This window comes from Pseudomonas sp. HP_01 (genome assembly GCF_055284355.1).
Genome location: NZ_JBTOPV010000033.1, coordinates 13804 through 35716, shown reverse-complemented (window position 1 = coordinate 35716; position 21913 = coordinate 13804). Strand labels below are relative to the sequence as shown.

Genomic DNA, 21913 nt, shown 5'->3' with positions numbered 1-21913 from the left:
CCCCCCCCCCCCCCCCCCCCCCCCCCCCCCCCCCCCCCCCCCCCCCCCCCCCCCCCCCCCCCCCCCCCCCCCCCCCCCCCCCCCCGCTCCTACAGGCCTGTGTCGAGCTTCACAGCGACCGGGCAATGATCTCTTTCATGATCTCATTGGTCCCCGCATAAATTCGTTGCACCCGTGCATCCGCCCACGCCCGGGCTATCGGGTATTCCCACATGAAGCCGTAGCCGCCATGCAGCTGCACGCATTCATCCAGCACCTTGCATTGCAGGTCGGTTGACCAGTATTTCGCCATGGCCGCCGTTGGTACATCCAGCTTCCCTTCCAGGTGCAACTCCAGGCAGCGATCAATGAACGTACGACCAATCTGAACTTCGGTGGCGATTTCGGCCAGTTTGAAGCGGGTGTTCTGGAAGTCGATGATGGCCTTGCCAAACGCCTTGCGCTCCCGCGTGTAATCGAGCGTCCACTGCAAGGCGGCTTCGGCGGAGGCAATGGCGCCGATGGCAACCGTCAGACGCTCCTGCGGCAGTTCCTGCATCAGATACGCGAAACCCATCCCGGCCTGACCCAGCAGGTTCTCTCTGGGCACTCTCACGTCCTGGAAGAACAATTCCGACGTGTCCTGCGCCTTCATCCCGACCTTCTCCAGGCGCTTGCCTTTCGCAAAGCCCGGCGTGCCCGCTTCCACGACAAACAGACTGGTGCCCTTCGCGCCTGCCTTGGGGTCGGTCTTCGCGACCACGATTACCAGATCCGCGAGAAACCCGTTGGTGATGAAGGTCTTCGAGCCATTGATGATGTACTCGTCGCCATCCAGCACGGCGCTGGTCTTGACCCCTTGCAGGTCGGACCCTGCTCCTGGTTCGGTCATCGCGATGGCAGTCACCAGCTCCCCCGAGACCAGCTTCGGCAAATACTTGAGTTTCAGCGCTTCGCTCCCGTAATGCAGGATGTACGGCGCGACAATGTCTGAATGCAGAGAAAAGCCGATACCGGTCAGGCCGAGACGGGAGATTTCCTCGATCACCACCGTGGTGTAGAGGAAATCCGCGCCCATGCCGCCGTACTCTTCGGGCAGGTGCGAACACAACATGCCCTGCTCCCCCGCTCGGTTCCACAAGGTACGGTCGATATGGCCCTGCTTTTCCCACTGGGCATGGAACGGCACCGCATGCTGTTCGAAGAACTTGCGGACGCTGTTGCGAAAGAGTTCGTGCTCTGAGCTGAAGAGTGTTCTGGCGAGCATGGGGCACCTGGCGTGAAGGATTGTCGGACAAAACCTCAGAAGAGCGTAGGCGCCGTCGTTTGACGGCGACACTGGACACATCCGACAAAAAATAAGACGATCACGCCGTTGATTGACCACTTTCCCATATAAGAACAAAAGACTATGTCTATCCAACCCAACACGCCGTTGCGGCGTGTCAGCATTCTTGCGATCGATGGAATTTTTGCCTCCACGCTCATGCAAGCCAAAGACTTCTTTCACCTCGCCAGCCTGCGCTACGGCAAGCAGTTGGGACAGGGCTTCAAGCCGGCCTTCGAAACCCGATTGGTCAGCCCTGACGGCAAGGAAGTCCGCAGTTTCAGCGACGTCGTCATCCCTGTAGACGGTGTGCTTGAACACAGCGATATCATCATCCTTCCCGCTTTCGTCGAAGATTTCGACACCCTGCGCGAGCGCTATCCGCAAATACTGCCGTGGCTGCGTGAGCAACATGCGCGCGGTGCCGTGCTCTGCGGTGAAGCCAGCGGTGTGTTCTGGCTTGGGGATGCGGGGTTGCTCGACGGCAAGGAAGCGACCACCTACTGGCGGTTCTTCAACGAATTCGCCGAGCGTTTTCCGAACGTGCTGTTGAATCAGGAAAAGCACCTGACCGATGCCGATAATCTGTATTGCGCAGGCGGCACGATTTCAGCGTGTGATCTGTACATCTACCTGATCGAGCGCTTCTGCGGCGCCCATGTCGCGCAGACCGTCGCCCGCGACATTCTCTATGAAGTGCAGCGCAGTTATGCACCGGGACGGATTGGTTTTGGCGGGCAGAAACTGCACCAGGACGTGATCATTCTGCAGATCCAGCACTGGCTCGAAGAGCACTTCGCCGACAAATTTCGTTTCGAGGATGTGGCACGCGAGCATGGCATGAGCATCCGCAACTTCATGCGCCGGTTCCAGACCGCAACGGGCGACAAGCCGCTGCATTACCTGCAACGCCTGCGCATCGAGACAGCAAAGGGCTTGCTGTCGGGCTCACGCAAGAGCATCAAGACCATCAGCTATGAAGTGGGCTACGACGACGCCAGCTTCTTCGCGCGGCTGTTCCGTCAACACACCGACCTGTCACCGAACCAGTACCGGCAGCAGTTTCAGCAGGCGGCCTAGAATCAGCTTCAAGCGGCAAGTTTCAAGCTGCAAGTCGTCCACATGACCTCTTGCAGCTTACCGCTTGAAGCTTGCAGCTGCTGGCTAGGGCTTATGCGCCCGCGACAGGAATTCGTGGGACTGCATTTCCAGCAACCGGCTCAGCGTGCGCTGGAATTCGAAGTTCAAACGGCCGCCGGTGTACAGGTCTTTCAATTCGACTTCCGCCGAGATAATCAACTTGACGTTGCGGTCGTAGAACTCGTCGACCATGTTGATGAACCGACGCGCGATGTCGTCAGTGGTCACGCTCATCTGCTCCACGCCGCTGAGCAGCACCGCATGGAAGATCTTGCCGAGTTCGATGTAATCGTTCTGGCTACGCGGGCCGTCGCACAGCTCACGGAAGTCGAACCACGCCACGTCGTCGCAGGTACGGATCGCCTTGATCTGCCGATTCTCGATGATCAGCACATCGTTCTCGATGGCCTTGGTGCATTCCGGGGTCAGCGCACGGAAGCTCTTGCGCAGGCTCTCCTCTGCCGCTTCGTCCAGCGGGAAGTGGAACAGCTCGGCTTGCTCCAGGTGACGCAGCCGATAGTCGACACCGCTGTCGACGTTGACGATCTCGGTGTTCTGCTTGATCAGGGCAATCGCCGGCAGGAAACGCGCACGCTGCAGACCGTCCTTGTAGAGGCCGTCCGGGACGATGTTCGAGGTCGCGACCAGGGTCACGCCGTTCTTGAACAGCTCTTCCATCAGTGTGCCGAGGATCATCGCGTCGGTAATGTCCGATACAAAGAATTCGTCGAAACAGATCACCCGCGCTTCTTCGGAAAACTGCTTGGCGATAAGCGTCAGCGGGTTCTTCTCGCCCTTGAGGTTTTTCATCTCCTCGTGGACGCGCTTCATGAAGCGGTGGAAGTGCGTGCGGGTCTTGTCTTCAAACGGCAGCGCTTCGAAGAAGGTGTCGACCAGATAGGTCTTGCCCCGGCCCACGCCGCCCCAGAAATACAGCCCCTTCACAATCGGGGCTTCTTTCTTGCCGAACAGCTTGCCCAGCAATCCCGGCTTGCGGTCATGGGCGGCGACCAGATCGTCGTACAGACGCTGCAAATGGCGCACTGCATTCTCTTGCGCGGCGTCGTGGAAAAAGTCCGGACGCTTCAGGTCAGCTTGGTATCGTTCTAGAGGGGTCATAGTCGCTTGCAAGGGAGCAAAAACGGGCCGTCACTGTAGCGACGGCCCATTGGAATGGCAATTAATCCTGTTGTGGCGCGAGCGCCAGTTTCAGGCTCTCGATCGCAGCGTCACGGGCGGCGGCATCGTCGAACGCCGGGCTGTCGGCGACACAGGCATCACTCAGCCACAGGGTGAAGGCATCGCCTTCGGTCCGGATGTCCAGCGCACCGCCCTGCTGCAGCTGTTTGGTCACGGCACCGGCCGCTTTGCCGTCTGCGAAGTGGCGCGACAGCAGCAGTTCCTCGCCATCGGCCGTCAGCAGCCGAAAGCGGAAACTGCCGTCGTCTTCACGGAAACTGACGAAGCGCGGGCCTTTGCTGGCCTTTTTCCTGGTCGCCGTGACGGTTTGCTCGGCGGTGCGGAATGACCGCAGGCCGACCGCTTCGCGCAGCTCGCCCAGAAACGGCGTGGCCACACGACGGGCCTTCTCGGCGCCCGCTTGCAGGATGTCTTCCAGGTCGGCTGGCCGCTCGATCAGGCGATGGTAATGCTCGCGTGCTTCGCCCAGTTCGGCGTCCAGCAACTGGAACAGGCGCTGCTTGGCATCACCCCAACCCAATCCCTGTAACAGGTCGGTGCGGAACTCGTCGCCTTGCTCCTTGCTGGCGAATGCCTGGTACAGCGTGAACAGGTGCGAGGTGTCCGGATCCTTGGCCTCGCCCGGCAGGCGCGAGTCAGTGACGATGCGCGAGATCGCTTCTTTCATGTCTTTGGCGCTGGTGAACAGCGGGACGGTGTTGTCGTAGCTTTTCGACATCTTGCGGCCGTCCAGGCCAGGCAGGGTCGCGACGCTTTCTTCGATCAGCGCTTCCGGCATCACGAAGAACTCTTTGCCGTTGCCGAACAGGTGATTGAAGCGCTGACCGATGTCGCGCGCCATTTCGACGTGCTGGATCTGATCGCGACCGACCGGCACTTGATGGGCGTTGAACATCAGGATGTCGGCGGCCATCAGCACCGGATAGCTGAACAGCCCCATGGTGATGCCGGCGTCCGGGTCTTCGCCGGCTTCGACATTCTTGTCCACCGAGGCCTTGTAGGCGTGGGCGCGATTGAGCAGACCTTTGCCGGCCACGCAGGTGAGCAGCCAGGTCAGTTCGGGGATTTCCGGAATGTCGGACTGGCGATAGAACGTCACGCGATCGACGTCCAACCCTGCTGCGAGCCAGGTCGCAGCGATTTCCAGGCGCGAGCGCTGAATGCGCAGCGGGTCATCGCATTTGATCAGCGCGTGGTAGTCAGCCAGAAAGTAGAAAGAGTCGGCGTCGCTCTGGCGGCTGGCAATGATGGCCGGGCGGATGGCGCCGGCGTAGTTGCCCAGGTGCGGCGTGCCGGTGGTGGTGATACCGGTCAGGATACGAGTGGTCATGGCTAGTCGCTTATTTTGGGTGCTGCGATCAATTCGAAAGGCGCGGCAGAATCAGATCCTTGAGATCGGTCAGCTTGCCGTGAAAAAAGTGCCCGCATTCTGCCACTTTCAGCAGCTCATGGGGGCGCGGGAGTTTGTCAGACCAGTCGTATACGAGTTGTGGGTCAACGACTTCGTCGGTGTCGGGCTGAATGATCGTCAAAGCGCCCTTCTGAGCCAGGGCATCCACATTGGCGATCCGCATCACGGCAGGCGCGACCATGAACAGATGCTTCAAGGTTCCGCCCTCGGCCTCAAGGCGCCCGCCCAGGGTCGCCGCCACGAAACCGCCGAAGGAAAATCCCAGCAATGTCATGGGCAGGTCGGGATGTTTGTCGCGCAGCCAGTTGGCCGCCGCCTGTGCGTCGTCGACTTCGCCCTCGCCCATGTCAGAGCTGCCGGCGCTGGCACCAACGCCGCGATAGTTGAAGCGCAAGGTGATCAGACCGGCATCACGCGCGGTGCGCTGCAGAGTCGAGATCACTTTATTGAGCATAGTGCCGCCCTGAACCGGGTTAGGATGGCATATCAGCGCGATGCCCTTGGGCTCGTCCAGATCGAGGTACAAGGCTTCGAGTTGGCCCACCGGGCCGTCGATGAATACAGGGGTCTCACGCATGAGCAAGAATGAACTCCGTGACCTTCAATTGGGTCGACTCGTCTAGCTGATTGTCTGTGGCTGGCATGCTGGCGACGCGTCGCCGCTATACAGCGCAGGTTCGAGCCGTTAACGTAAAGCAAAGCCGTTTATAGAGGAAGGACTCGTGGATTACTCGCTCTTAGTTTGGTTGCTGCCGACCATCGCCCTTGTGGTTGGTGTGATCATCGGTTTCTTCGTGGCGCGCGCGCTGCCCAATGCCGTGCCTAACGGGACTCAGCGCCAGCTGGATGACGTTCAGGAGCGTTTCGACACCTATCAGAACGAGGTGATCACTCACTTCAACAGCACGGCCAATCTGGTGCAGAAGCTGTCGCAAAGCTACCACGATGTTCAGGAGCATCTGGCCGAAGGCGCCAACCGTCTGGCCACCGACGACATCACCCGTCAACGCCTGTTGGCCGCGCTGCACCCGGACGCGCTCCATCCACACCGCGATCGCCTGACGCCACCGCGCACTGCCGCTGAACCGCCGAAGGACTACGCGCCCAAGTCGCCCGACTCCCCCGGCATGCTGGATGAGCATTACGGTTTGAAGAAGTAAGCGCTCACGCTTCACCAAAAGCCCGCCCCTGAGGTGATCAGAGGCGGGCTTTTTTGTGGCCGTTCGGCTCAAGGGAATCCGGTATGTACGAGTTCAACGCCAGCCATGTCATCCCGATACGACGACGGATCAATGCAGGCGCGCGCTTTCCCGCGAAGATGGTGTGTCAGTCGGTATGGATGTGTCTGACACCACGCCTTCGCGGGCAAGCGCGCTCCTACACTGGAATTGCCCCAGGCCCCCCATCTGCGACCGACCCCAATCCGTAGGAGCCGGCTTGCTGGCGAACCGGTGTTTTCATCCAAAATGGTGGTCCATGGCCGGGCAACAAAAAACCCGCCATCACGGGCGGGTTTTTTGTGCAGCGAACAGCGTTTAGATCACGCCGCGGGTCCGCAGCAGATCCAGCACTTGCTTGACGCTTTCTTCGACATTCAGCGACTGCGTGTCGATGACCAGGTCGGCATCCAGCGGGACGTCATACGGGAAGGATTCACCCGGGATGTTGTCCTTGCCGGCGGCGTAGAGCCCCTGAGGGTCACGCTCGCGGCAGACTTGCGGCGACGCCTGAACGTACACGGTGATCAGTCGATCATCGCCGATCAGGGCCTTGGCATTCTGCCGACCGCCCGCGTCCGGCGCGACGAACGCCGCCAAGGTCAGCAGGCCCGCTTCGTTGAACTGACGCGCAACATGGGCAGCACGACGCCAGTTCTCGGTGCGACCGGCGCGATCATGCGGCAAGCCCTTGTTGAGGTCGTGGCGCAGATTCTGGCCATCAAGGACGAACACCCCACGGCCCATGTCGAAAAGCTTGCGCTCCACGGCATATGCCAGCGTGCTCTTGCCCGCACCCGACAAACCGCTGAACAGCACGGTCGCCGGTTTCTGGCCGAAGCGCTGAGCGCGTTCTTCTGTCGAAACATGTGCCAGCGCGCCGTGATGATTACCGCCACCTGCAACCACCGGTTTGGCGATGATCATGCCCGCCGCCACGGTGCCGTTGGTCAAACGGTCGATGACGATGAACGCGCCTGTGGTGCGGTTGCTGTCGTAGCCGTCGAGGGCAATCGGCGCGTCCAGTGCAATCTTCACGCGGCCGATTTCATTCAGCTGCAGCGAACTGGCCGGGCCTTCTTCCAGGGTGTTCACGTCAACACGATGGGTGATGCTGGCAATCGAACCCGGCACGTAGGACGTGGCGCGTTTGATGTCGTATTTCTTGCCCGGCAGCATCGGCTCTTCGGCCATCCACACCAGCATGGCGTCGAAGGCGTCGGCCACCTGAGGGACATTGTCGGCATGCACCAGCAGGTCGCCACGGGAGATGTCGATCTCGTCTTCCATGGTCAGCGTCACCGCCTGACCCGGGCCCGCATGCTCCAGCTCACCTTCGAAGGTGACGATGGATTTCACCCGGCTGCTCTTGCCGGACGGCAGCACAACGACTTCGTCGCCCTTGTGCACGATGCCGCTGGCAAGGGTGCCGGCGAAACCGCGGAAGTTCAGGTTAGGACGGTTGACGTACTGCACCGGGAAACGCAGGTCGGTGAAATTGCGGTCGTTGGCGATCTCGACAGTTTCGAGAATCTCCATCAGCGACTTGCCGGTGTACCACGGCGAACGCTCGCTTCGGTTGACCACGTTGTCGCCCTTGAGGGCTGACATCGGCACGAATTCCATCGTTGTCGGCTTCAGCGCGATGCGGTCGGCGAACGCCAGGTAATCGGCCTTGATCTGCTCGAAGATGGTCTCGTCGAAGCCATTGAGGTCCATCTTGTTGATGGCGACCACGATGTGCTTGATGCCCAGCAACGAGGCGATGTAACTGTGGCGCTTGGTCTGGGTCTGCACGCCGTAGCGGGCGTCGACCAGAATGATCGCCAGGTCACAGGTGGACGCACCGGTGGCCATGTTGCGGGTGTACTGCTCATGACCGGGGGTGTCGGCGATGATGAACTTGCGCTTGGCGGTGGAGAAGTAACGGTAGGCGACATCGATGGTGATGCCCTGCTCGCGCTCGGCCTGCAGGCCGTCGACCAGCAATGCCAGATCGACTTCGTCGCCCGTGGTGCCGGATTTTTTCGAATCACGGGTGATGGCTTCCAGGTGATCTTCATAGATCATCTTGGAGTCGTGCAGCAGACGCCCGATCAACGTGCTCTTGCCGTCGTCGACGTTGCCACAGGTCAGGAAGCGCAGCATTTCCTTGCGTTCGTGCTGGCCCAGATAGGCGAGGATGTCCTCGCTGATCAATTCAGATTGATGGCTCATTGGGTTCAAGCTCCAAGCTGTAAGCTTCAAGCGGCAAGCTCGTCGGCATACAGCTAGTCAGAAATTTTGTTGATCAGCCCGCATAGCATTTTTGAAAGCTCGCGGGTTTCAATTATCCAAGCGGCAGCAAGTGACTCGGAGATGTAGCCGATTTCTTTACCCACGATGAGCTGGGTTCTCAACTCACCGCAGGACGCTTTCGCTATCCATAAAAACCGGCACTTATCCTTTGCTGTGTAACGCTCCATGCCTTCCGCGATATTGCTGGGCACTGACAAAGCTGAGCGTGTGATCTGGCTCTTGAAAGCCAGATCTCTGCATGCAGCCAGCTCCTTGTAAATCATGACAGCTAGTGCTTTGGCTCTTTGCCAAACCACAAGTCGCTCGAAATCCATTTCGATCACCTCGTATTCGCTTTTGCTTAGAGCTTGCCACTTGAAGCTTGCGGCTGCTTGTTAGAAATAACCCTGACGTTTCTTTTCTTCCATCGAGCCTGCGCCATCGTGGTCGATGACCCGGCCCTGGCGCTCGGAAGTTCGCGTCAGGAGCATTTCCTGAATGATGTCGGTGAGGCTGGTGGCCTCGGACTCGACAGCGCCCGTCAACGGGTAGTCGCCCAGTGTGCGGAAGCGGACCTTTTTCTTGACGATGCGCTTCTTGTCCTCGTCGGACAGGTGATTACGCAGGCGATCGTCGTCGATCATGATCCACGTGCCGTTCATCTCGATGACTTCGCGCTCGGCGGCGAAGTACAGCGGGACGATCGGGATACCTTCGAGGTAGATGTACTGCCAGATGTCCAGCTCGGTCCAGTTGGAGAGCGGGAACACGCGGATCGACTCGCCTTTGTTGACGTTGCCGTTGTAGACGTTCCACAGCTCGGGACGCTGGTTTTTCGGGTCCCAGCGGTGCTTGGTGTCGCGGAAGGAATACACGCGCTCTTTGGCGCGGGATTTCTCTTCGTCACGACGGGCGCCGCCGAACGCGGCATCGAAGCCGTGCTTGTCGAGGGCCTGCTTGAGACCCTGGGTTTTCATGATATCGGTGTGCTTCGAGCTGCCGTGGGTCAGCGGGTTGATACCCTGCGCGACGCCCTCCGGGTTCACGTGCACGATGAGGTCCAGGCCCATGTCCTCGACCATCTTGTCGCGGAAGCGGTACATCTCCTGGAATTTCCAGCGGGTGTCGACGTGCATCACCGGGAACGGCAGCTTGCCCGGAAAGAAGGCCTTGCGCGCCAGATGCAGCATCACGGCAGAGTCTTTACCGACGGAGTACAGCATCACCGGGTTATCGAACTCGGCAGCGACCTCGCGGATGATATGGATGCTTTCCGCCTCCAGCTGTTTCAGATGCGTCAGTTTGTCTACCATGGTTACTCACGGGATAACGTACGTGTAGGGAGAGCCTGCGGGCTCTATCGAGCGAGGCACTTTATCATGGGCCCTGATTCTATTCAGCGGCGTGGATAGATCGAAACGATCTATCCATATAGCTCAGGCTTTGGACGCGCAGGCACGCTAAATCGGGTTCGGGCAGTCGATGAACAGATGCTCCAGGGCAAAGCGGCGTGCCAGGTAATCACCCAGTGCCTGCACCCCGTAGCGCTCGGTGGCGTGATGACCGGCGGCAATGAAACTGATGCCGTTTTCCCGCGCACTGTGAAAGGTCTGCTCGGACGCTTCACCGCTCAAATACAGGTCCACGCCGGCCAGCACGGCCTGATCGATGTAGCCCTGCCCGCCTCCGGTGCACCAGCCGACCCGGCGAATCATGCCGTCGCCTTCGATCAGCAGCGGCTCGCGTCCCAATGCTGTCTGCACGCGGTGGGCGAAATCCCGTGGGGTCATGGCCTCGCTGAGTGAGCCCACCAGCCCGACGATGCGTGGATTGTCCGGGTCCAGCGGGCCTTCGACAGTGATCTCCAGTTGCCGGGCCAACTGAACGTTATTTCCCACGTCGGCGTGAAGGTCAAGGGGCAAGTGATAGGACAGCAGACTGATGTCGTGCTTGAGCAGCGTCTTCAGGCGACGCTGCTTCATGCCGGTGATGCAGGGATTTTCGCCCTTCCAGAAATACCCGTGATGCACCAGCACCAGATCGGCGTTGGCCTCCACCGCCGCGTCGAGCAACGCTTGACTCGCCGTAACACCGGAGACGATCCGCCTGACCTGCGGCCGACCCTCGACCTGCAGGCCATTGGGGCAATAATCCTGAATCCGCGCGCTACCGAGATAGCGGTCCGCTTCTTCCACCAGGGTGCTCAGGGCAACGGCCATAAAAGTCTCCTAAATATGCAGTCCAGACCGTGTCGGTCCTCGTATAATGCCGCCCATTATGGCGCAGCTAGGCGCTTCTACCTTCAGGACTCCGCTCAATGTTCAAAGCGCTGCGTTTTCTCGGCTGGCCCTTGCTCGCTGGTGTGCTAATCGCTTTATTGATTATCCAGCGATACCCCGAGTGGGTCGGGCTTCCAAGCCAGGACGTGAACCTGCAACAAGCGCCCCAGCAGGCCTTCGTGCAACAGGGTCCGGTGTCTTACGCGGACGCCGTCAGCAACGCCGCCCCGGCCGTGGCCAATCTGTACACGACCAAGATGGTCAATAACAACAATAAGCCCAACCATCCGCTGTTCGACGACCCGCAGTTTCGTCGTTTCTTCGGCGACAACCTGCCTAAACAAAAGCGCATGCAGTCGAGCCTGGGATCGGCCGTGATCATGAGTCCGGAAGGCTATTTGCTGACCAACAACCACGTCACCTCGGGCGCCGACCAGATTGTCGTGGCGCTCAAGGACGGCCGCGAGACCATTGCCAAAGTGGTCGGCAGCGACCCGGAGACCGATCTTGCGGTCCTCAAGATTGACCTGAAAAATCTGCCTTCCATTACCCTTGGCCGTTCGGATTCCATCCGCATCGGCGACGTTGCATTGGCGATCGGTAACCCGTTTGGCGTCGGTCAGACCGTGACCATGGGCATCATCAGTGCCACCGGGCGAAATCAGTTGGGCCTCAACACCTACGAAGACTTCATTCAGACCGACGCGGCGATCAACCCCGGCAACTCGGGCGGCGCGCTGGTGGACGCTAACGGCAACCTGACCGGGATCAACACGGCGATCTTCTCCAAATCCGGTGGATCCCAGGGCATTGGTTTTGCGATTCCCACCAAGCTGGCGCTGGAGGTGATGAAGTCGATCATCGAGCACGGTCAGGTGATTCGCGGATGGTTGGGTATCGAAGTACAGCCATTGACCCAGGAGCTGTCGGAATCGTTCGGGCTGAAGGATCGTCCGGGCATCGTAGTCGCCGGGATTTTCCGCGACGGCCCGGCGCAGAAGGCCGGACTGCAACTGGGTGATGTGATCTTGAGCATCAACGGCGAGCCAGCCGGCGACGGGCGCCGCTCCATGAATCAGGTGGCGCGCACCAAGCCGACCGACAAGATCACCATTCAGGTCATGCGCAATGGCAAGGAATTGAAACTGACCGCCGAAGTGGGCGTGAGGCCACCGCAGACAACGGCGCCTGCGGCGGAAAATTGATCGGTTGCCGTTAAGCAACCGTCAACTCAGCTCGACAAATCTCCCAACGCCTCCACCAGCGCCTGATTCTGTTCAGGCGTGCCAATGGTGATGCGCAGGAACTGCGCGATACGCGTTTGTTTGAAGTGACGCACGATCACGCCCTGTTCCCGTACCTTGGCTGCCAGTCCGGCAGCGTCATGCTGAGGGTGACGGGCGAAGATGAAATTCGCGGCCGAGGGCAGCACTTCAAAGCCCTTGCCCTCCAACTGCTCGACAAGCGCTTCACGGCTGGCAATCACGCGCTGGCAGGTGCGCTCGAAGTACTCACGGTCATCGAATGCCGCTGCAGCGCCCACGATAGCCATACGGTCCAGCGGATACGAGTTGAAGCTGTTCTTGACCCGTTCCAGCGCTTCGATCAGGTCGGGATGCCCCACCGCAAGGCCCACTCGCAACCCGGCGAGGGAGCGCGACTTGGACAGCGTCTGGGTGACCAGCAGGTTCGGATAGCGCTCCACCAGGCTAATCGCGGTTTCGCCGCCGAAGTCGATGTACGCCTCGTCGACGATCACCACCGAATCCGAACTGTTCTTGAGGATCTGCTCGACGGCATCGAGTGCCAACAGGCAGCCGGTGGGTGCATTTGGGTTCGGGAAAATGATGCCGCCATTGGGACGCGCGTAATCTTCGACGCGAATTTGAAACTGCTCGTCCAGCGGCACGGCCTCATAGTCGACGCCATACAGGCCGCAGTACACCGGATAGAAGCTGTAGCTGATGTCCGGGAACAGCAGCGGTTTCTCCTGTCGGAAGAACGCGTTATAGGCGTGGGCCAGCACCTCGTCCGAGCCGTTGCCGAGGAACACCCGATTGGCGTCGACGCCGTAATAACGCGCTACGGCTTGCTTCAGCACGTCACTGTTGGGGTCGGGATACAGGCGCAGCTCGTCACTGACCGCAGCACGCATGGCCTCGATCGCTTTGGGCGACGGGCCATAGGGGTTTTCGTTGGTGTTGAGCTTCACCAGTTTGGTCAGCTTGGGCTGCTCGCCCGGCACATAAGGCACCAGGTCGTTGACGAAGGGACTCCAGAATTTACTCATGCTCAGTTGCCCTCTTGTTCGGTGTCGACGATGCGGTATTCGGCGCTGCGGGCATGGGCGGTCAATGACTCGCCGCGCGCCAGCACAGAGGCCGTTTTGCCCAGTTCGGACGCGCCCTGCTCCGAGCAGAAAATGATCGACGAGCGTTTCTGAAAATCGTACACGCCCAGCGGCGACGAGAACCGTGCAGTGCCCGAAGTCGGCAACACGTGGTTGGGACCTGCGCAGTAGTCGCCCAGCGCTTCGGACGTGTGGCGGCCCATGAAGATCGCGCCGGCGTGGCGAATCTGCGGCAGCCAGGCCTCAGGGTCGGCCACCGATAACTCCAGGTGCTCCGGCGCAATCCGGTTGGCGACTTCAATCGCCTGAGTCATGTCGGCTACTTTGATCAAGGCGCCGCGGCCATTGATCGAGGTCTGGATGATTTCCGCGCGCTCCATCGTCGGCATCAGTCTGGCGATGCTGGCCGCGACGCGATCAAGGAATTCCGCATCCGGGCTGACCAGAATCGCCTGGGCGTCTTCGTCGTGCTCGGCCTGAGAGAACAGGTCCATGGCGATCCAGTCCGGGTCGGTCTGGCCGTCGCACACCACCAGAATCTCCGACGGGCCGGCGATCATGTCGATGCCCACCTGACCGAACACATGACGCTTGGCGGTGGCCACATAGATGTTGCCCGGCCCGACGACTTTGTCCACCTGTGGAACGCTTTCAGTGCCATAGGCCAGCGCCGCAACCGCCTGCGCGCCGCCGATGGTGAATACCCGATCGACGCCGGCGATGCAGGCCGCCGCCAGTACCAGCTCGTTGAGCTCACCGCGCGGGGTCGGCACGACCATGACCACTTCGCCCACACCAGCCACTTTGGCGGGAATGGCGTTCATCAACACTGAAGACGGGTAAGACGCTTTACCGCCCGGCACGTAAAGGCCGGCGCGGTCCAGAGGAGTGACTTTCTGGCCGAGGACGGTGCCGTCGGCTTCGGTGTAGCTCCAGGAATCCTGCTTCTGCCGCTCGTGGTAACTGCGCACCCGGTCGGCTGCTTTTTCGAGGGCCTGACGCTGGTCCGGCGTGATGCGGGTCAGTGCAAGCTCCAGGCGCTCACGCGGCAGAATCAGGTCCGCCATTGACGCAACGTCCAGGCCGTCGAAGCGGCGGGTGTATTCCACCAGGGCCGCATCACCGCGCTCGCGCACGTTCTTGATGATGTCCAGCACACGCTCATTGACCGAGTCGTCAGACACACTTTCCCAGCTCAGCAGATGATCCAGATGACGGGCGAAATCCGGATCGGCAGCGTTGAGTCGGCGAATAGCGTTGGGAATGGTCATAGCGTGGGCCTCAATGATGGCGATTTCTCAGGTGGCTATGTCAGTTGCAAGGATAGGCAGATGCCTAAGCTAGCAAGCCATCCGCGCGGGCACCTGAGAAATTTGGCTATGACACGGATAGCTGGGCGTGATCCTGTTGAAGGTCACGCGATTCAGTCAACCGCGGTGTCGCGACTCCACGGCTGTGCGCAGGGTGTCGATCAGCGACTGGATACGGGCGTGCTGCATTTTCATGGATGCCTTGTTCACCACCAGACGCGAGCTGATGTGGGCAATCATGTCCTGGGGTTCGAGGCCGTTGGCCCGCAGCGTGTTGCCGGTGTCGACGACGTCGATGATCTTGTCGGCCAGGCCCACAAGCGGCGCAAGCTCCATGGAGCCATACAGTTTGATGATGTCGACCTGACGGCCTTGTTCGGCGTAGTAGCGCTTGGCAACATTGACGAACTTGGTTGCAACACGCAGCCGCCCCTTGGGTTCGACGGCGCCGACCGCGCCTGCGGTCATCAACTTGCACTGGGCGATTTGCAGGTCGAGGGGCTCGTACAGCCCTTGACCGCCGTATTCCATCAGGACGTCCTTGCCCGCAACGCCGAGATCTGCAGCGCCATGCTCGACATAGGTCGGCACGTCGGTGGCGCGCACGATCAGCAGGCGCACATCGGGCTGCGTCGTTGGGATGATCAGCTTGCGGCTCTTGTCCGGATTCTCGGTCGGCACGATGCCCGCCGCAGCGAGCAGCGGCAAGGTGTCGTCGAGGATACGGCCCTTGGACAGTGCGATGGTCAACATGGGAAACGTCAGTCCTTATCAGCAGCGCGTGCCGGGTCGCAACTGGCGCCCGACAGCCTGCGGCTCAAGAAGCCGCAGGGAACGAATCAGAAAGTCATGGCGCGATGGCCAGACACGTTGCCCAGGTCGATCTCATCGACCCGGGCAAACGCGCAGCAGCTGACTAGCCCGGAACGCGACGGATCTTCGCGCCCAGCATCTGCAGTTTTTCTTCGATGCATTCGTAACCACGGTCGATGTGGTAGATGCGGTCGATCAGCGTGTCACCTTCGGCAACCAGCGCCGAAATGACCAGGCTCGCCGAAGCACGCAGGTCGGTCGCCATCACTGGCGCGCCTTTGAGCTTGGTGCAGCCGGTGACGATAGCGGTGTTGCCCTCGACCTGAATCTGCGCGCCCATGCGGTGCATTTCATACACGTGCATGAAGCGGTTTTCGAAGATGGTTTCGATGACCGTCCCGGTACCCTCGGCAATGGCATTCAGCGAGATGAACTGGGCCTGCATGTCAGTCGGGAAAGCCGGGTATGGCGCAGTGCGCACGTTGACCGCTTTCGGACGTTTGCCGTGCATATCCAGCTCGATCCAATTGCTGCCGGTCGTGATCTCGGCACCGGCTTCACGCAGCTTCTCGAGAACCGCTTCGAGAATTGTCGGATCGGTGTCCTTGAGTTTCACACGGCCGCCGGTCGCAGCCGCGGCCACCAGATAGGTGCCGGTTTCGATACGGTCGGGCATGACGCGATAGGTCGCCGAACCCAGGCGTTTGACGCCGTCGATGGTGATGGTGTCGGTGCCGGCGCCAGAGACTTTACCGCCCATCGCGTTGATGAAGTTCGCCAGGTCGACGACTTCAGGTTCACGGGCGGCGTTTTGCAGGACGCTGCGGCCGTTGGCCAGGGCAGCGGCCATCATGATGTTCTCGGTACCGGTGACGCTGACGGTGTCGAAGAAGAAGTGCGCACCGCGGAGGCCGCCTTCCGGCGCCTTGGCCTTGATGTAACCGCCTTCGACGTCGATGATCGCGCCCATGGCTTCAAGACCACGGATGTGCAGATCGACCGGCCGCGAACCGATGGCGCAACCACCAGGCAATGCCACTTCGGCTTCACCGAAACGGGCAACCATAGGGCCGAGGACGAGGATCGACGCACGCATGGTTTTCACCAGTTCGTACGGTGCGACCAGGGTCTTGATGGTGCGAGGATCGATCTCGACGCTGAGCTTCTCGTCGATGATCGGCTCGATGCCCATGCGACCGAACAGCTCGATCATGGTGGTGATGTCGTGCAGATGCGGCAGGTTGGCGACGGTCACAGGACCATCAGCCAGCAGCGTGGCTGCGAGAATCGGCAGGGCAGAGTTCTTTGCCCCGGAGATGCGGATTTCGCCATCAAGACGAATGCCGCCAGTAATAATCAGTTTATCCATTGGAATCTCGACGCCGTTTTGGCTCAGGTGCGCTCGGCCCATGCAGCGCGGCTGAAAAATTTCATGGTGACCGCGTGGATACTGCCATCGGCGATCCATGGGTTCAAATGCGTGTAGATCTGCTGCTGGCGCTTGACCGGGCTCAGTGCGGCCAGTTCGTCGCTGATCAGGTTCAGCTGGAAATTACAGCCTTCGCCTTCAACTTCGACCTGGATGTCTGGCAACTTAGCTTCCAGGAAGCTTTTAACTTCTACGGCCTGCATGCTTAACCTCTATCGGCGCCCTACGCGCGCGGGTCGGCCATCATACAAAAAAGCCCTCTCGTTGCGAACCCTACTTTGCAAGGGACGGACGAGGGGCTTGATCGATGAAAGCAATTAATGGTGCTGCAACAGCTCGGTCAACTCAGAGACTTTGGCGATTTCCTGCATGTCTTCTGGCAACGCCCGGACGGTGGCTGACTTGCCCGCCGCCTGAGCATCCCGCATGAAGGCGAGGAGCAATGAAAGGCCGACACTGCTGGACTTTTCGACACCGGAGCAATCCAGTGTCAGCGCCGGAGCAGTGCTTGCCTTGATCAGCGCCGCGCCCTGCTCACGCAAGGCGGGGCCGGTCCGATAGTCGATCACGCCGGAGAGCATCAGCTCTCCGCCGCCAGCGGCAGTGACGGACGCTTGACTCATTTGACAACCTTGTCGCTGGAGGCTTCCGAGGTCTGCTTGGCCTTGGCGACTTCGCCAGCCCAGCCGTCGATGGTTTTGTCCAGGTCGTTACCGTTGCGCTGCATGGCGTCAGCGAACTGATCGCGGAACAGCTTGCCGATATTGATGCCGTTGATGATCACGTTACGCACTTTCCACTCACCGCCGATTTTGACGAGGGTGTAGGAAACAGGGTAGACCGCGCCATTGTTGCCTTTGACCGACATGTCGACGGAGGTGCGATCAGCACCTTCCTGCTTGGCAGGGGACACAGTGATGCCCTGGTTGTTGTACTCAAGCAGCGCGTTGCCATAGAACTGAATCAGGCTGCGCTTGAAGTTTTCCTGGAAGCGTTGCATCTGCGCCGGGGACGCATTGCGCGAATACTTCACGGTCATGATGCTTTTGGAGATGCCGTCAGCGTCGATGACCGGGCCAACGATGCCGTTAAGTGCATCGTAAAAGGCTTGCGGATTGGACTTGTAGGTTTCCTTGTTGGCGGACAGGTCAGCCAGCAATTGCTTGGTGGTGCGATCAACCAGGTCGTGGGCGGAAGCATCGGACGCCGCTGCATTGGCAAACAAAGGCAGGGCGGCCAGCAGCACCAGAAGGCCACGGCGCAGAATCGAGATCATGAAAAAACTCCTCATTTGGCGTCTTTGCCCACTGAATTGAGCAGGAATTTACCGATCAGGTCTTCGAGTACCAACGAGGACTGGGTGTCATGGATGGTGCCGCCGTCTTTCAACAGTTGGTCATCGCCACCGACACTGATGCCGATGTATTTTTCACCCAGCAGGCCTGCGGTCAGAATGGAAGCCGTGGAATCCGAAGGCAGGTTGTTGACCCGCTTGTTCACTTCCATCGTCACGCGCCCTGTGAAGGTATCGTGATCCAGATCGATTGCAGTGACCTTGCCAATGTTCACACCGGCCATGGTCACTTTCGCTCTGACAGTCAAACCGGCGATATTGTCGAAATTTGCGTAAAGTTTATAAGTGTCGGTGTTGGCGCTGGCGCTCAGACCGCTGACGCGCAGGGCGAGCAGGAGCAAAGCCAGGATCCCGGCCAGCAGAAACAGGCCTACACCGGTTTCGAGGGTGCGGTTTTGCATCAGAAGTCTCCAAACATCAAGGCGGTCATAATAAAGTCCAGGCCCAGTACGGCCAATGAGGCGTAGACCACGGTCTTGGTCGTGGCGCGACTGATCCCTTCGGACGTGGGCTCGCAGTCATAGCCCTGAAACACGGCAATCCAGGTGACGACAAAAGCGAACACGACGCTCTTGATGACACCGTTGAGTACATCATCGGTAAACGAAACGCTGTTCTGCATGTTGGCCCAGAAGGAGCCTTCGTAAACGCCCAGCCAGTCGACCGCCACCCATGAACCACCCCAAATGCCCACCACGCTGAAAATCAGCGCCAGAACCGGAAGCGAAATGAAGCCTGCCCAGAGACGCGGCGCGACGATGTATTTGAGCGGATCGACGCCAATCATCTCGAGGCTGGACAACTGCTCGGTCGATTTCATGTTGCCGATTTCAGCGGTGAGCGCAGAGCCTGCACGGCCGGCGAACAATAGAGCGGTAACGACCGGGCCGAGTTCACGCAGCAACGTCAGGGCAACCATCTGCCCCACGGCCTGTTCGGAGCCATATTTGGCGAGAATGCTGAAGCCTTGCAGCGCCAGCACCATGCCGATAAATACGCCGGATACGACGATAATGGCCAGTGACATGACGCCCACCGAGTGCAGCTGACGAAGGAGCAGCTGGAAGCCACCACCGATTCCGCCGCGCCCGAGCAACGCATGAACCAGAAAAATCCCTGAACGACCCAGCACTGCAACTATATCGATCGTCGAACGCCCCATCAGGCGTACGCGATCCATTAAAGACTTTCTGCGCATCAGCGCTTCCCCAAAAGATCGTCGCGATAATCCGGCGCCGGATAATGGAAAGGCACCGGCCCGTCGGGATCACCCGTCATGAACTGACGTATACGAGGGTTATCCGACTGCATCAGTTCCTGCGGTGTGCCCTGCCCCAGCACCTGACCATCGCCGACGACATAGAGATAGTCGGCAATACTCGCGGTCTCGGCGAGGTCGTGGGACACCACGATACTGGTGATGCCCAGCGCATCATTGAGCAGCCGGATCAGCCGAACCAGCACGCCCATGGCGATAGGGTCCTGGCCCACGAAGGGTTCGTCGTACATGAGAATCTGGGGATCCAGCGCGATGGCGCGCGCCAGTGCAACACGGCGCTTCATGCCACCCGACAGCTCGTCGGGCATCAAGTCGACTGCGCCACGAAGCCCCACCGCCTGCAGCTTGAGCAGAACGATGTCGCGGATCATGTCTTCAGGCAGCTTGGTGTGAACCCGCAGCGGGAACGCCACGTTTTCGAAAACGTCGAGATCGGTGAACAGTGCGCCGCTCTGAAAGAGCACGCCCATCTGCTTGCGCGCATCGAACAGATCGCTGCGCGAAAGCTTTGGCAAATTCTGGCCATTGACCCAGACTTCACCCGCGCTTGGACGCAGTTGTGCGCCCATCAACCGCAGCAGTGTTGTTTTACCACTGCCCGACGGTCCCATGATGCCGGTGACTTTGCCCCGGGGGATGCGGATGTCCACATTATTGAAGATGCTGCGCGCACCGCGCTTGAAGGAAACGCCCTTCAGCTCGACCGCGTAGGCGTTATCGGCACTCATCTAAACTCCTTGCGATGCAACCTGTCTCTCAGATGCCGCGTTCTTGACGAACGACACACTTATGGAGGGGCCGAACAAGCGGCGGACTATACCACCGCTGTCGCACGCCGCCCAAGCTCCAACGCGTCAAGTCGCAAACAAAGAACGGCATTAAGGACGGCGTGGAAATTTCGTACCCATCGTCAGCCGTTATCACTCAGTTGCTGAAGGACGCGCCCTTTCATTAAACAAACAGCAACGATGAAGCGTGAGGCTTTTGAACATTGCCGCTATAATCCCCGGCTTTTGACCAAGCGACCCCTTCCGATATGTCCAATGCGCGCAATCTGATTGAATCGGCACAGAGCACCATCCGCCTTGAAATAGAAGCAGTGGAAGGTTTGCTTGCGCACATCAATGCCGATTTCGTCAGCGCGTGCGACATGATTCTGGGCAGCCAGGGCCGCGTGGTCGTGGTCGGTATGGGCAAGTCCGGGCATATCGGCAAGAAGATCGCTGCCACCCTTGCCAGCACCGGCACCCCTTCGTTTTTTGTGCACCCGGCCGAGGCCAGCCACGGCGACATGGGCATGATCACCAGCGCCGACATCATCCTTGCCCTGTCCAATTCGGGTACGACAGCCGAGATCGTCACATTGCTGCCTTTGATCAAGCGCCTGGGCATCAAGATGATCAGCCTGACCGGCAACCCGGAGTCAACGCTGGCCAAGGCCGCAGACGTCAACCTCAATGCGCGGGTCGAAAAAGAAGCCTGCCCGCTGAATCTGGCGCCCACCTCCTCCACCACGGCGGCGCTGGTCATGGGCGACGCCCTGGCCGTTGCGCTACTGGACGCCAGAGGCTTCACCGCCGAAGACTTCGCCTTTTCCCACCCGGGCGGTGCGCTGGGTCGTCGGCTGCTGTTGAAGGTCGAGCATGTCATGCACACTGGCGTCGACCTCCCGCAGGTTGCGCGGGGCACGCCGCTTCGCGACTCGCTGATGGAAATGACCCGCAAGGGGCTGGGCATGACGGCCATTATCGAGAGCGATGGCCGCCTTGCCGGTATCTTCACGGACGGTGATTTGCGTCGCACGCTGGATCGCCCGATCGACATACGCCAGGCCAGCATCGATGAAGTGATGACCGTCCACGGCAAGACCGTGCGCCCGGAAATGCTGGCGGCCGAAGCCCTGAAAATCATGGAAGACAACAAGATCGGCGCACTCATCGTGGTCGACGAGAACGATCGCCCGGTTGGCGCGTTCAACCTTCAAGACCTGCTCCGCGCAGGAGTCATGTAAATGAGCGCCGATATGAATGACCTGATGCAACGCGGCAAGAACATCAAACTGGCCATCTTCGATGTCGATGGCGTACTGACCGATGGGCGCCTGTATTTCCTCGAAGACGGCAGCGAGTTCAAGACGTTCAACACCCTCGACGGCCAGGGCATCAAGATGCTCATCAACTCGGGCGTGACGACAGCCATCATCAGCGGGCGCAAGACGCCCGTGGTTGAGCGGCGCGCGAAGAACCTCGGCATCGCACATCTTTATCAGGGCCGCGAAGACAAACTCGTGGTTCTCGACGAGCTTTTGCAACAACTGAATCTAAGCTACGAGCACGTCGCGTATCTGGGTGACGATTTGCCCGACCTGCCGGTCATTCGCCGGGTCGGTCTGGGCATGGCCGTTGCCAACGCTGCCGGCTTTGTTCGCGAGCACGCCCATGGCACCACCCAGGCACGTGGCGGCGAAGGCGCTGCCCGCGAATTCTGCGAGTTGATCCTGAAAGCTCAGGGCAACCTCGAAGCGGCTCACGCCGCCTACCTATAGAAG

At 59.9% G+C, this 21913-nt stretch carries 23 protein-coding genes; 5 read left to right on the top strand and 18 right to left on the bottom strand.

What is annotated here, in order from left to right:
- Nucleotides 1–109: 109 nt before the first annotated feature.
- Entirely contained in the window at nucleotides 110–1246 is a 1137-nt protein-coding gene (locus tag ACYAR8_RS17425) for an acyl-CoA dehydrogenase family protein (protein ID WP_463580521.1), read from the bottom strand.
- Between the two features lie 219 nt (nucleotides 1247–1465).
- Here ACYAR8_RS17425 and ACYAR8_RS17420 point away from each other — a divergent pair, with 219 nt between their 5' ends.
- Nucleotides 1466–2386, top strand: a complete 921-nt coding sequence (locus ACYAR8_RS17420) for a GlxA family transcriptional regulator (RefSeq protein ID WP_172612965.1) — start codon at nucleotides 1466–1468, stop codon at nucleotides 2384–2386.
- Between the two features lie 84 nt (nucleotides 2387–2470).
- On the opposite strand, the gene zapE is transcribed toward ACYAR8_RS17420, so the two are convergent.
- The 3 genes from zapE to ACYAR8_RS17405 form a co-directional block, all read right to left on the bottom strand.
- Nucleotides 2471–3565 (bottom strand): cell division protein ZapE, encoded by a 1095-nt coding sequence (gene zapE, locus ACYAR8_RS17415; protein WP_108120713.1) that lies wholly within the window; start codon nucleotides 3563–3565, stop codon nucleotides 2471–2473.
- A 61-nt stretch (nucleotides 3566–3626) separates the two neighbouring features.
- A complete protein-coding gene (locus ACYAR8_RS17410) occupies nucleotides 3627–4976 on the bottom strand; it encodes a tryptophan--tRNA ligase (protein ID WP_463580520.1) in 1350 nt (449 codons plus the stop codon).
- A 28-nt stretch (nucleotides 4977–5004) separates the two neighbouring features.
- Nucleotides 5005–5634, bottom strand: a complete 630-nt coding sequence (locus ACYAR8_RS17405) for an alpha/beta hydrolase (protein ID WP_463580519.1) — start codon at nucleotides 5632–5634, stop codon at nucleotides 5005–5007.
- Nucleotides 5635–5779: 145 nt separating this feature from the next.
- On the opposite strand from ACYAR8_RS17405, the gene ACYAR8_RS17400 reads away from it, so the two are divergent.
- Nucleotides 5780–6217 (top strand): Z-ring associated ZapG family protein, encoded by a 438-nt coding sequence (locus tag ACYAR8_RS17400; protein ID WP_065992106.1) that lies wholly within the window; start codon nucleotides 5780–5782, stop codon nucleotides 6215–6217.
- A 375-nt stretch (nucleotides 6218–6592) separates the two neighbouring features.
- Here the strand turns inward: ACYAR8_RS17400 and cysN are convergent, their stop codons facing one another.
- The 4 genes from cysN to ACYAR8_RS17380 form a co-directional block, all read right to left on the bottom strand.
- Nucleotides 6593–8491: a sulfate adenylyltransferase subunit CysN gene (cysN, locus tag ACYAR8_RS17395; RefSeq protein ID WP_463580518.1), complete on the bottom strand. Its 1899-nt coding sequence runs from the start codon at nucleotides 8489–8491 to the stop codon at nucleotides 6593–6595.
- 53 nt (nucleotides 8492–8544) lie between these two features.
- Nucleotides 8545–8886, bottom strand: coding sequence for a four helix bundle protein (locus ACYAR8_RS17390; RefSeq protein WP_074884406.1), 342 nt, complete (start codon nucleotides 8884–8886; stop codon nucleotides 8545–8547).
- A 60-nt stretch (nucleotides 8887–8946) separates the two neighbouring features.
- A complete protein-coding gene (cysD, locus tag ACYAR8_RS17385; RefSeq protein WP_463580517.1) occupies nucleotides 8947–9864 on the bottom strand; it encodes a sulfate adenylyltransferase subunit CysD in 918 nt (305 codons plus the stop codon).
- 147 nt (nucleotides 9865–10011) lie between these two features.
- On the bottom strand, nucleotides 10012–10770 hold the full coding sequence (locus tag ACYAR8_RS17380) for a Nif3-like dinuclear metal center hexameric protein (RefSeq protein WP_108120709.1): 759 nt from the start codon (nucleotides 10768–10770) through the stop codon (nucleotides 10012–10014).
- Between the two features lie 98 nt (nucleotides 10771–10868).
- Here ACYAR8_RS17380 and algW point away from each other — a divergent pair, with 98 nt between their 5' ends.
- Nucleotides 10869–12035, top strand: a complete 1167-nt coding sequence (gene algW, locus ACYAR8_RS17375; protein ID WP_074884398.1) for a Do family serine endopeptidase AlgW — start codon at nucleotides 10869–10871, stop codon at nucleotides 12033–12035.
- 26 nt (nucleotides 12036–12061) lie between these two features.
- Here the strand turns inward: algW and hisC are convergent, their stop codons facing one another.
- From hisC to ACYAR8_RS17325, 10 genes are all read right to left on the bottom strand, one after another.
- Entirely contained in the window at nucleotides 12062–13120 is a 1059-nt protein-coding gene (gene hisC / locus ACYAR8_RS17370; protein WP_463580516.1) for a histidinol-phosphate transaminase, read from the bottom strand.
- 2 nt (nucleotides 13121–13122) lie between these two features.
- Nucleotides 13123–14451 (bottom strand): histidinol dehydrogenase, encoded by a 1329-nt coding sequence (gene hisD, locus ACYAR8_RS17365; protein ID WP_463580515.1) that lies wholly within the window; start codon nucleotides 14449–14451, stop codon nucleotides 13123–13125.
- 156 nt (nucleotides 14452–14607) lie between these two features.
- The gene (gene hisG, locus ACYAR8_RS17360; RefSeq protein WP_074884389.1) at nucleotides 14608–15243 is read right to left on the bottom strand and encodes an ATP phosphoribosyltransferase; all 636 of its coding nucleotides are present in this window, start codon (nucleotides 15241–15243) and stop codon (nucleotides 14608–14610) included.
- 163 nt (nucleotides 15244–15406) lie between these two features.
- Nucleotides 15407–16672 (bottom strand): UDP-N-acetylglucosamine 1-carboxyvinyltransferase, encoded by a 1266-nt coding sequence (gene murA / locus ACYAR8_RS17355; protein WP_074884754.1) that lies wholly within the window; start codon nucleotides 16670–16672, stop codon nucleotides 15407–15409.
- Nucleotides 16673–16695: 23 nt separating this feature from the next.
- On the bottom strand, nucleotides 16696–16935 hold the full coding sequence (locus ACYAR8_RS17350) for a BolA family protein (protein ID WP_037014766.1): 240 nt from the start codon (nucleotides 16933–16935) through the stop codon (nucleotides 16696–16698).
- 114 nt (nucleotides 16936–17049) lie between these two features.
- Nucleotides 17050–17355 (bottom strand): STAS domain-containing protein, encoded by a 306-nt coding sequence (locus ACYAR8_RS17345; RefSeq protein WP_074884386.1) that lies wholly within the window; start codon nucleotides 17353–17355, stop codon nucleotides 17050–17052.
- Nucleotides 17352–18008, bottom strand: coding sequence for an MlaC/ttg2D family ABC transporter substrate-binding protein (locus ACYAR8_RS17340; RefSeq protein WP_074884382.1), 657 nt, complete (start codon nucleotides 18006–18008; stop codon nucleotides 17352–17354). The genes ACYAR8_RS17345 and ACYAR8_RS17340 overlap by 4 nt, the downstream gene beginning before the upstream one ends.
- 11 nt (nucleotides 18009–18019) lie before the next feature.
- Nucleotides 18020–18487: an outer membrane lipid asymmetry maintenance protein MlaD gene (mlaD, locus tag ACYAR8_RS17335; protein ID WP_065992091.1), complete on the bottom strand. Its 468-nt coding sequence runs from the start codon at nucleotides 18485–18487 to the stop codon at nucleotides 18020–18022.
- Nucleotides 18487–19284, bottom strand: coding sequence for a lipid asymmetry maintenance ABC transporter permease subunit MlaE (gene mlaE / locus ACYAR8_RS17330; protein ID WP_463580514.1), 798 nt, complete (start codon nucleotides 19282–19284; stop codon nucleotides 18487–18489). Before mlaE ends, mlaD begins: the two co-directional genes overlap by 1 nt.
- Complete coding sequence (locus tag ACYAR8_RS17325) at nucleotides 19284–20093, bottom strand: ATP-binding cassette domain-containing protein (protein WP_074884376.1); 810 nt, start codon at nucleotides 20091–20093, stop codon at nucleotides 19284–19286. Before ACYAR8_RS17325 ends, mlaE begins: the two co-directional genes overlap by 1 nt.
- A gap of 308 nt (nucleotides 20094–20401) precedes the next feature.
- Here ACYAR8_RS17325 and ACYAR8_RS17320 point away from each other — a divergent pair, with 308 nt between their 5' ends.
- Both ACYAR8_RS17320 and ACYAR8_RS17315 read left to right on the top strand, forming a co-directional pair.
- On the top strand, nucleotides 20402–21376 hold the full coding sequence (locus ACYAR8_RS17320) for a KpsF/GutQ family sugar-phosphate isomerase (RefSeq protein ID WP_074884373.1): 975 nt from the start codon (nucleotides 20402–20404) through the stop codon (nucleotides 21374–21376).
- The gene (locus ACYAR8_RS17315; protein ID WP_074884370.1) at nucleotides 21377–21910 is read left to right on the top strand and encodes a KdsC family phosphatase; all 534 of its coding nucleotides are present in this window, start codon (nucleotides 21377–21379) and stop codon (nucleotides 21908–21910) included.
- Nucleotides 21911–21913 lie beyond the last annotated feature (3 nt).

Excerpts from the sequence above, each read along its gene's own strand:
- ACYAR8_RS17350 (WP_037014766.1), bottom strand. The coding sequence starts at position 16,935 with ATGCAGGCCGTAGAAGTTAAAAGCTTCCTGGAAGCTAAGTTGCCAGAC.
- ACYAR8_RS17405 (WP_463580519.1), bottom strand. The coding sequence starts at position 5,634 with ATGCGTGAGACCCCTGTATTCATCGACGGCCCGGTGGGCCAACTCGAA.
- ACYAR8_RS17420 (WP_172612965.1), top strand. The coding sequence starts at position 1,466 with ATGCAAGCCAAAGACTTCTTTCACCTCGCCAGCCTGCGCTACGGCAAG.
- ACYAR8_RS17320 (WP_074884373.1), top strand. The coding sequence starts at position 20,402 with ATGTCCAATGCGCGCAATCTGATTGAATCGGCACAGAGCACCATCCGC.
- mlaD (WP_065992091.1), bottom strand. The coding sequence starts at position 18,487 with ATGCAAAACCGCACCCTCGAAACCGGTGTAGGCCTGTTTCTGCTGGCC.
- ACYAR8_RS17380 (WP_108120709.1), bottom strand. The coding sequence starts at position 10,770 with ATGGCCGTTGCCCTGAGCACCCTGGTGGAAGAAGCGGACCGCTATCTC.
- zapE (WP_108120713.1), bottom strand. The coding sequence starts at position 3,565 with ATGACCCCTCTAGAACGATACCAAGCTGACCTGAAGCGTCCGGACTTT.
- algW (WP_074884398.1), top strand. The coding sequence starts at position 10,869 with ATGTTCAAAGCGCTGCGTTTTCTCGGCTGGCCCTTGCTCGCTGGTGTG.
- hisC (WP_463580516.1), bottom strand. The coding sequence starts at position 13,120 with ATGAGTAAATTCTGGAGTCCCTTCGTCAACGACCTGGTGCCTTATGTG.
- ACYAR8_RS17325 (WP_074884376.1), bottom strand. The coding sequence starts at position 20,093 with ATGAGTGCCGATAACGCCTACGCGGTCGAGCTGAAGGGCGTTTCCTTC.
- murA (WP_074884754.1), bottom strand. The coding sequence starts at position 16,672 with ATGGATAAACTGATTATTACTGGCGGCATTCGTCTTGATGGCGAAATC.
- cysD (WP_463580517.1), bottom strand. The coding sequence starts at position 9,864 with ATGGTAGACAAACTGACGCATCTGAAACAGCTGGAGGCGGAAAGCATC.
- ACYAR8_RS17345 (WP_074884386.1), bottom strand. The coding sequence starts at position 17,355 with ATGAGTCAAGCGTCCGTCACTGCCGCTGGCGGCGGAGAGCTGATGCTC.
- hisG (WP_074884389.1), bottom strand. The coding sequence starts at position 15,243 with ATGTTGACCATCGCACTGTCCAAGGGCCGTATCCTCGACGACACCTTG.
- ACYAR8_RS17410 (WP_463580520.1), bottom strand. The coding sequence starts at position 4,976 with ATGACCACTCGTATCCTGACCGGTATCACCACCACCGGCACGCCGCAC.
- ACYAR8_RS17340 (WP_074884382.1), bottom strand. The coding sequence starts at position 18,008 with ATGATCTCGATTCTGCGCCGTGGCCTTCTGGTGCTGCTGGCCGCCCTG.
- mlaE (WP_463580514.1), bottom strand. The coding sequence starts at position 19,284 with ATGCGCAGAAAGTCTTTAATGGATCGCGTACGCCTGATGGGGCGTTCG.
- cysN (WP_463580518.1), bottom strand. The coding sequence starts at position 8,491 with ATGAGCCATCAATCTGAATTGATCAGCGAGGACATCCTCGCCTATCTG.
- ACYAR8_RS17315 (WP_074884370.1), top strand. The coding sequence starts at position 21,377 with ATGAGCGCCGATATGAATGACCTGATGCAACGCGGCAAGAACATCAAA.
- hisD (WP_463580515.1), bottom strand. The coding sequence starts at position 14,451 with ATGACCATTCCCAACGCTATTCGCCGACTCAACGCTGCCGATCCGGAT.
- ACYAR8_RS17425 (WP_463580521.1), bottom strand. The coding sequence starts at position 1,246 with ATGCTCGCCAGAACACTCTTCAGCTCAGAGCACGAACTCTTTCGCAAC.
- ACYAR8_RS17390 (WP_074884406.1), bottom strand. The coding sequence starts at position 8,886 with ATGGATTTCGAGCGACTTGTGGTTTGGCAAAGAGCCAAAGCACTAGCT.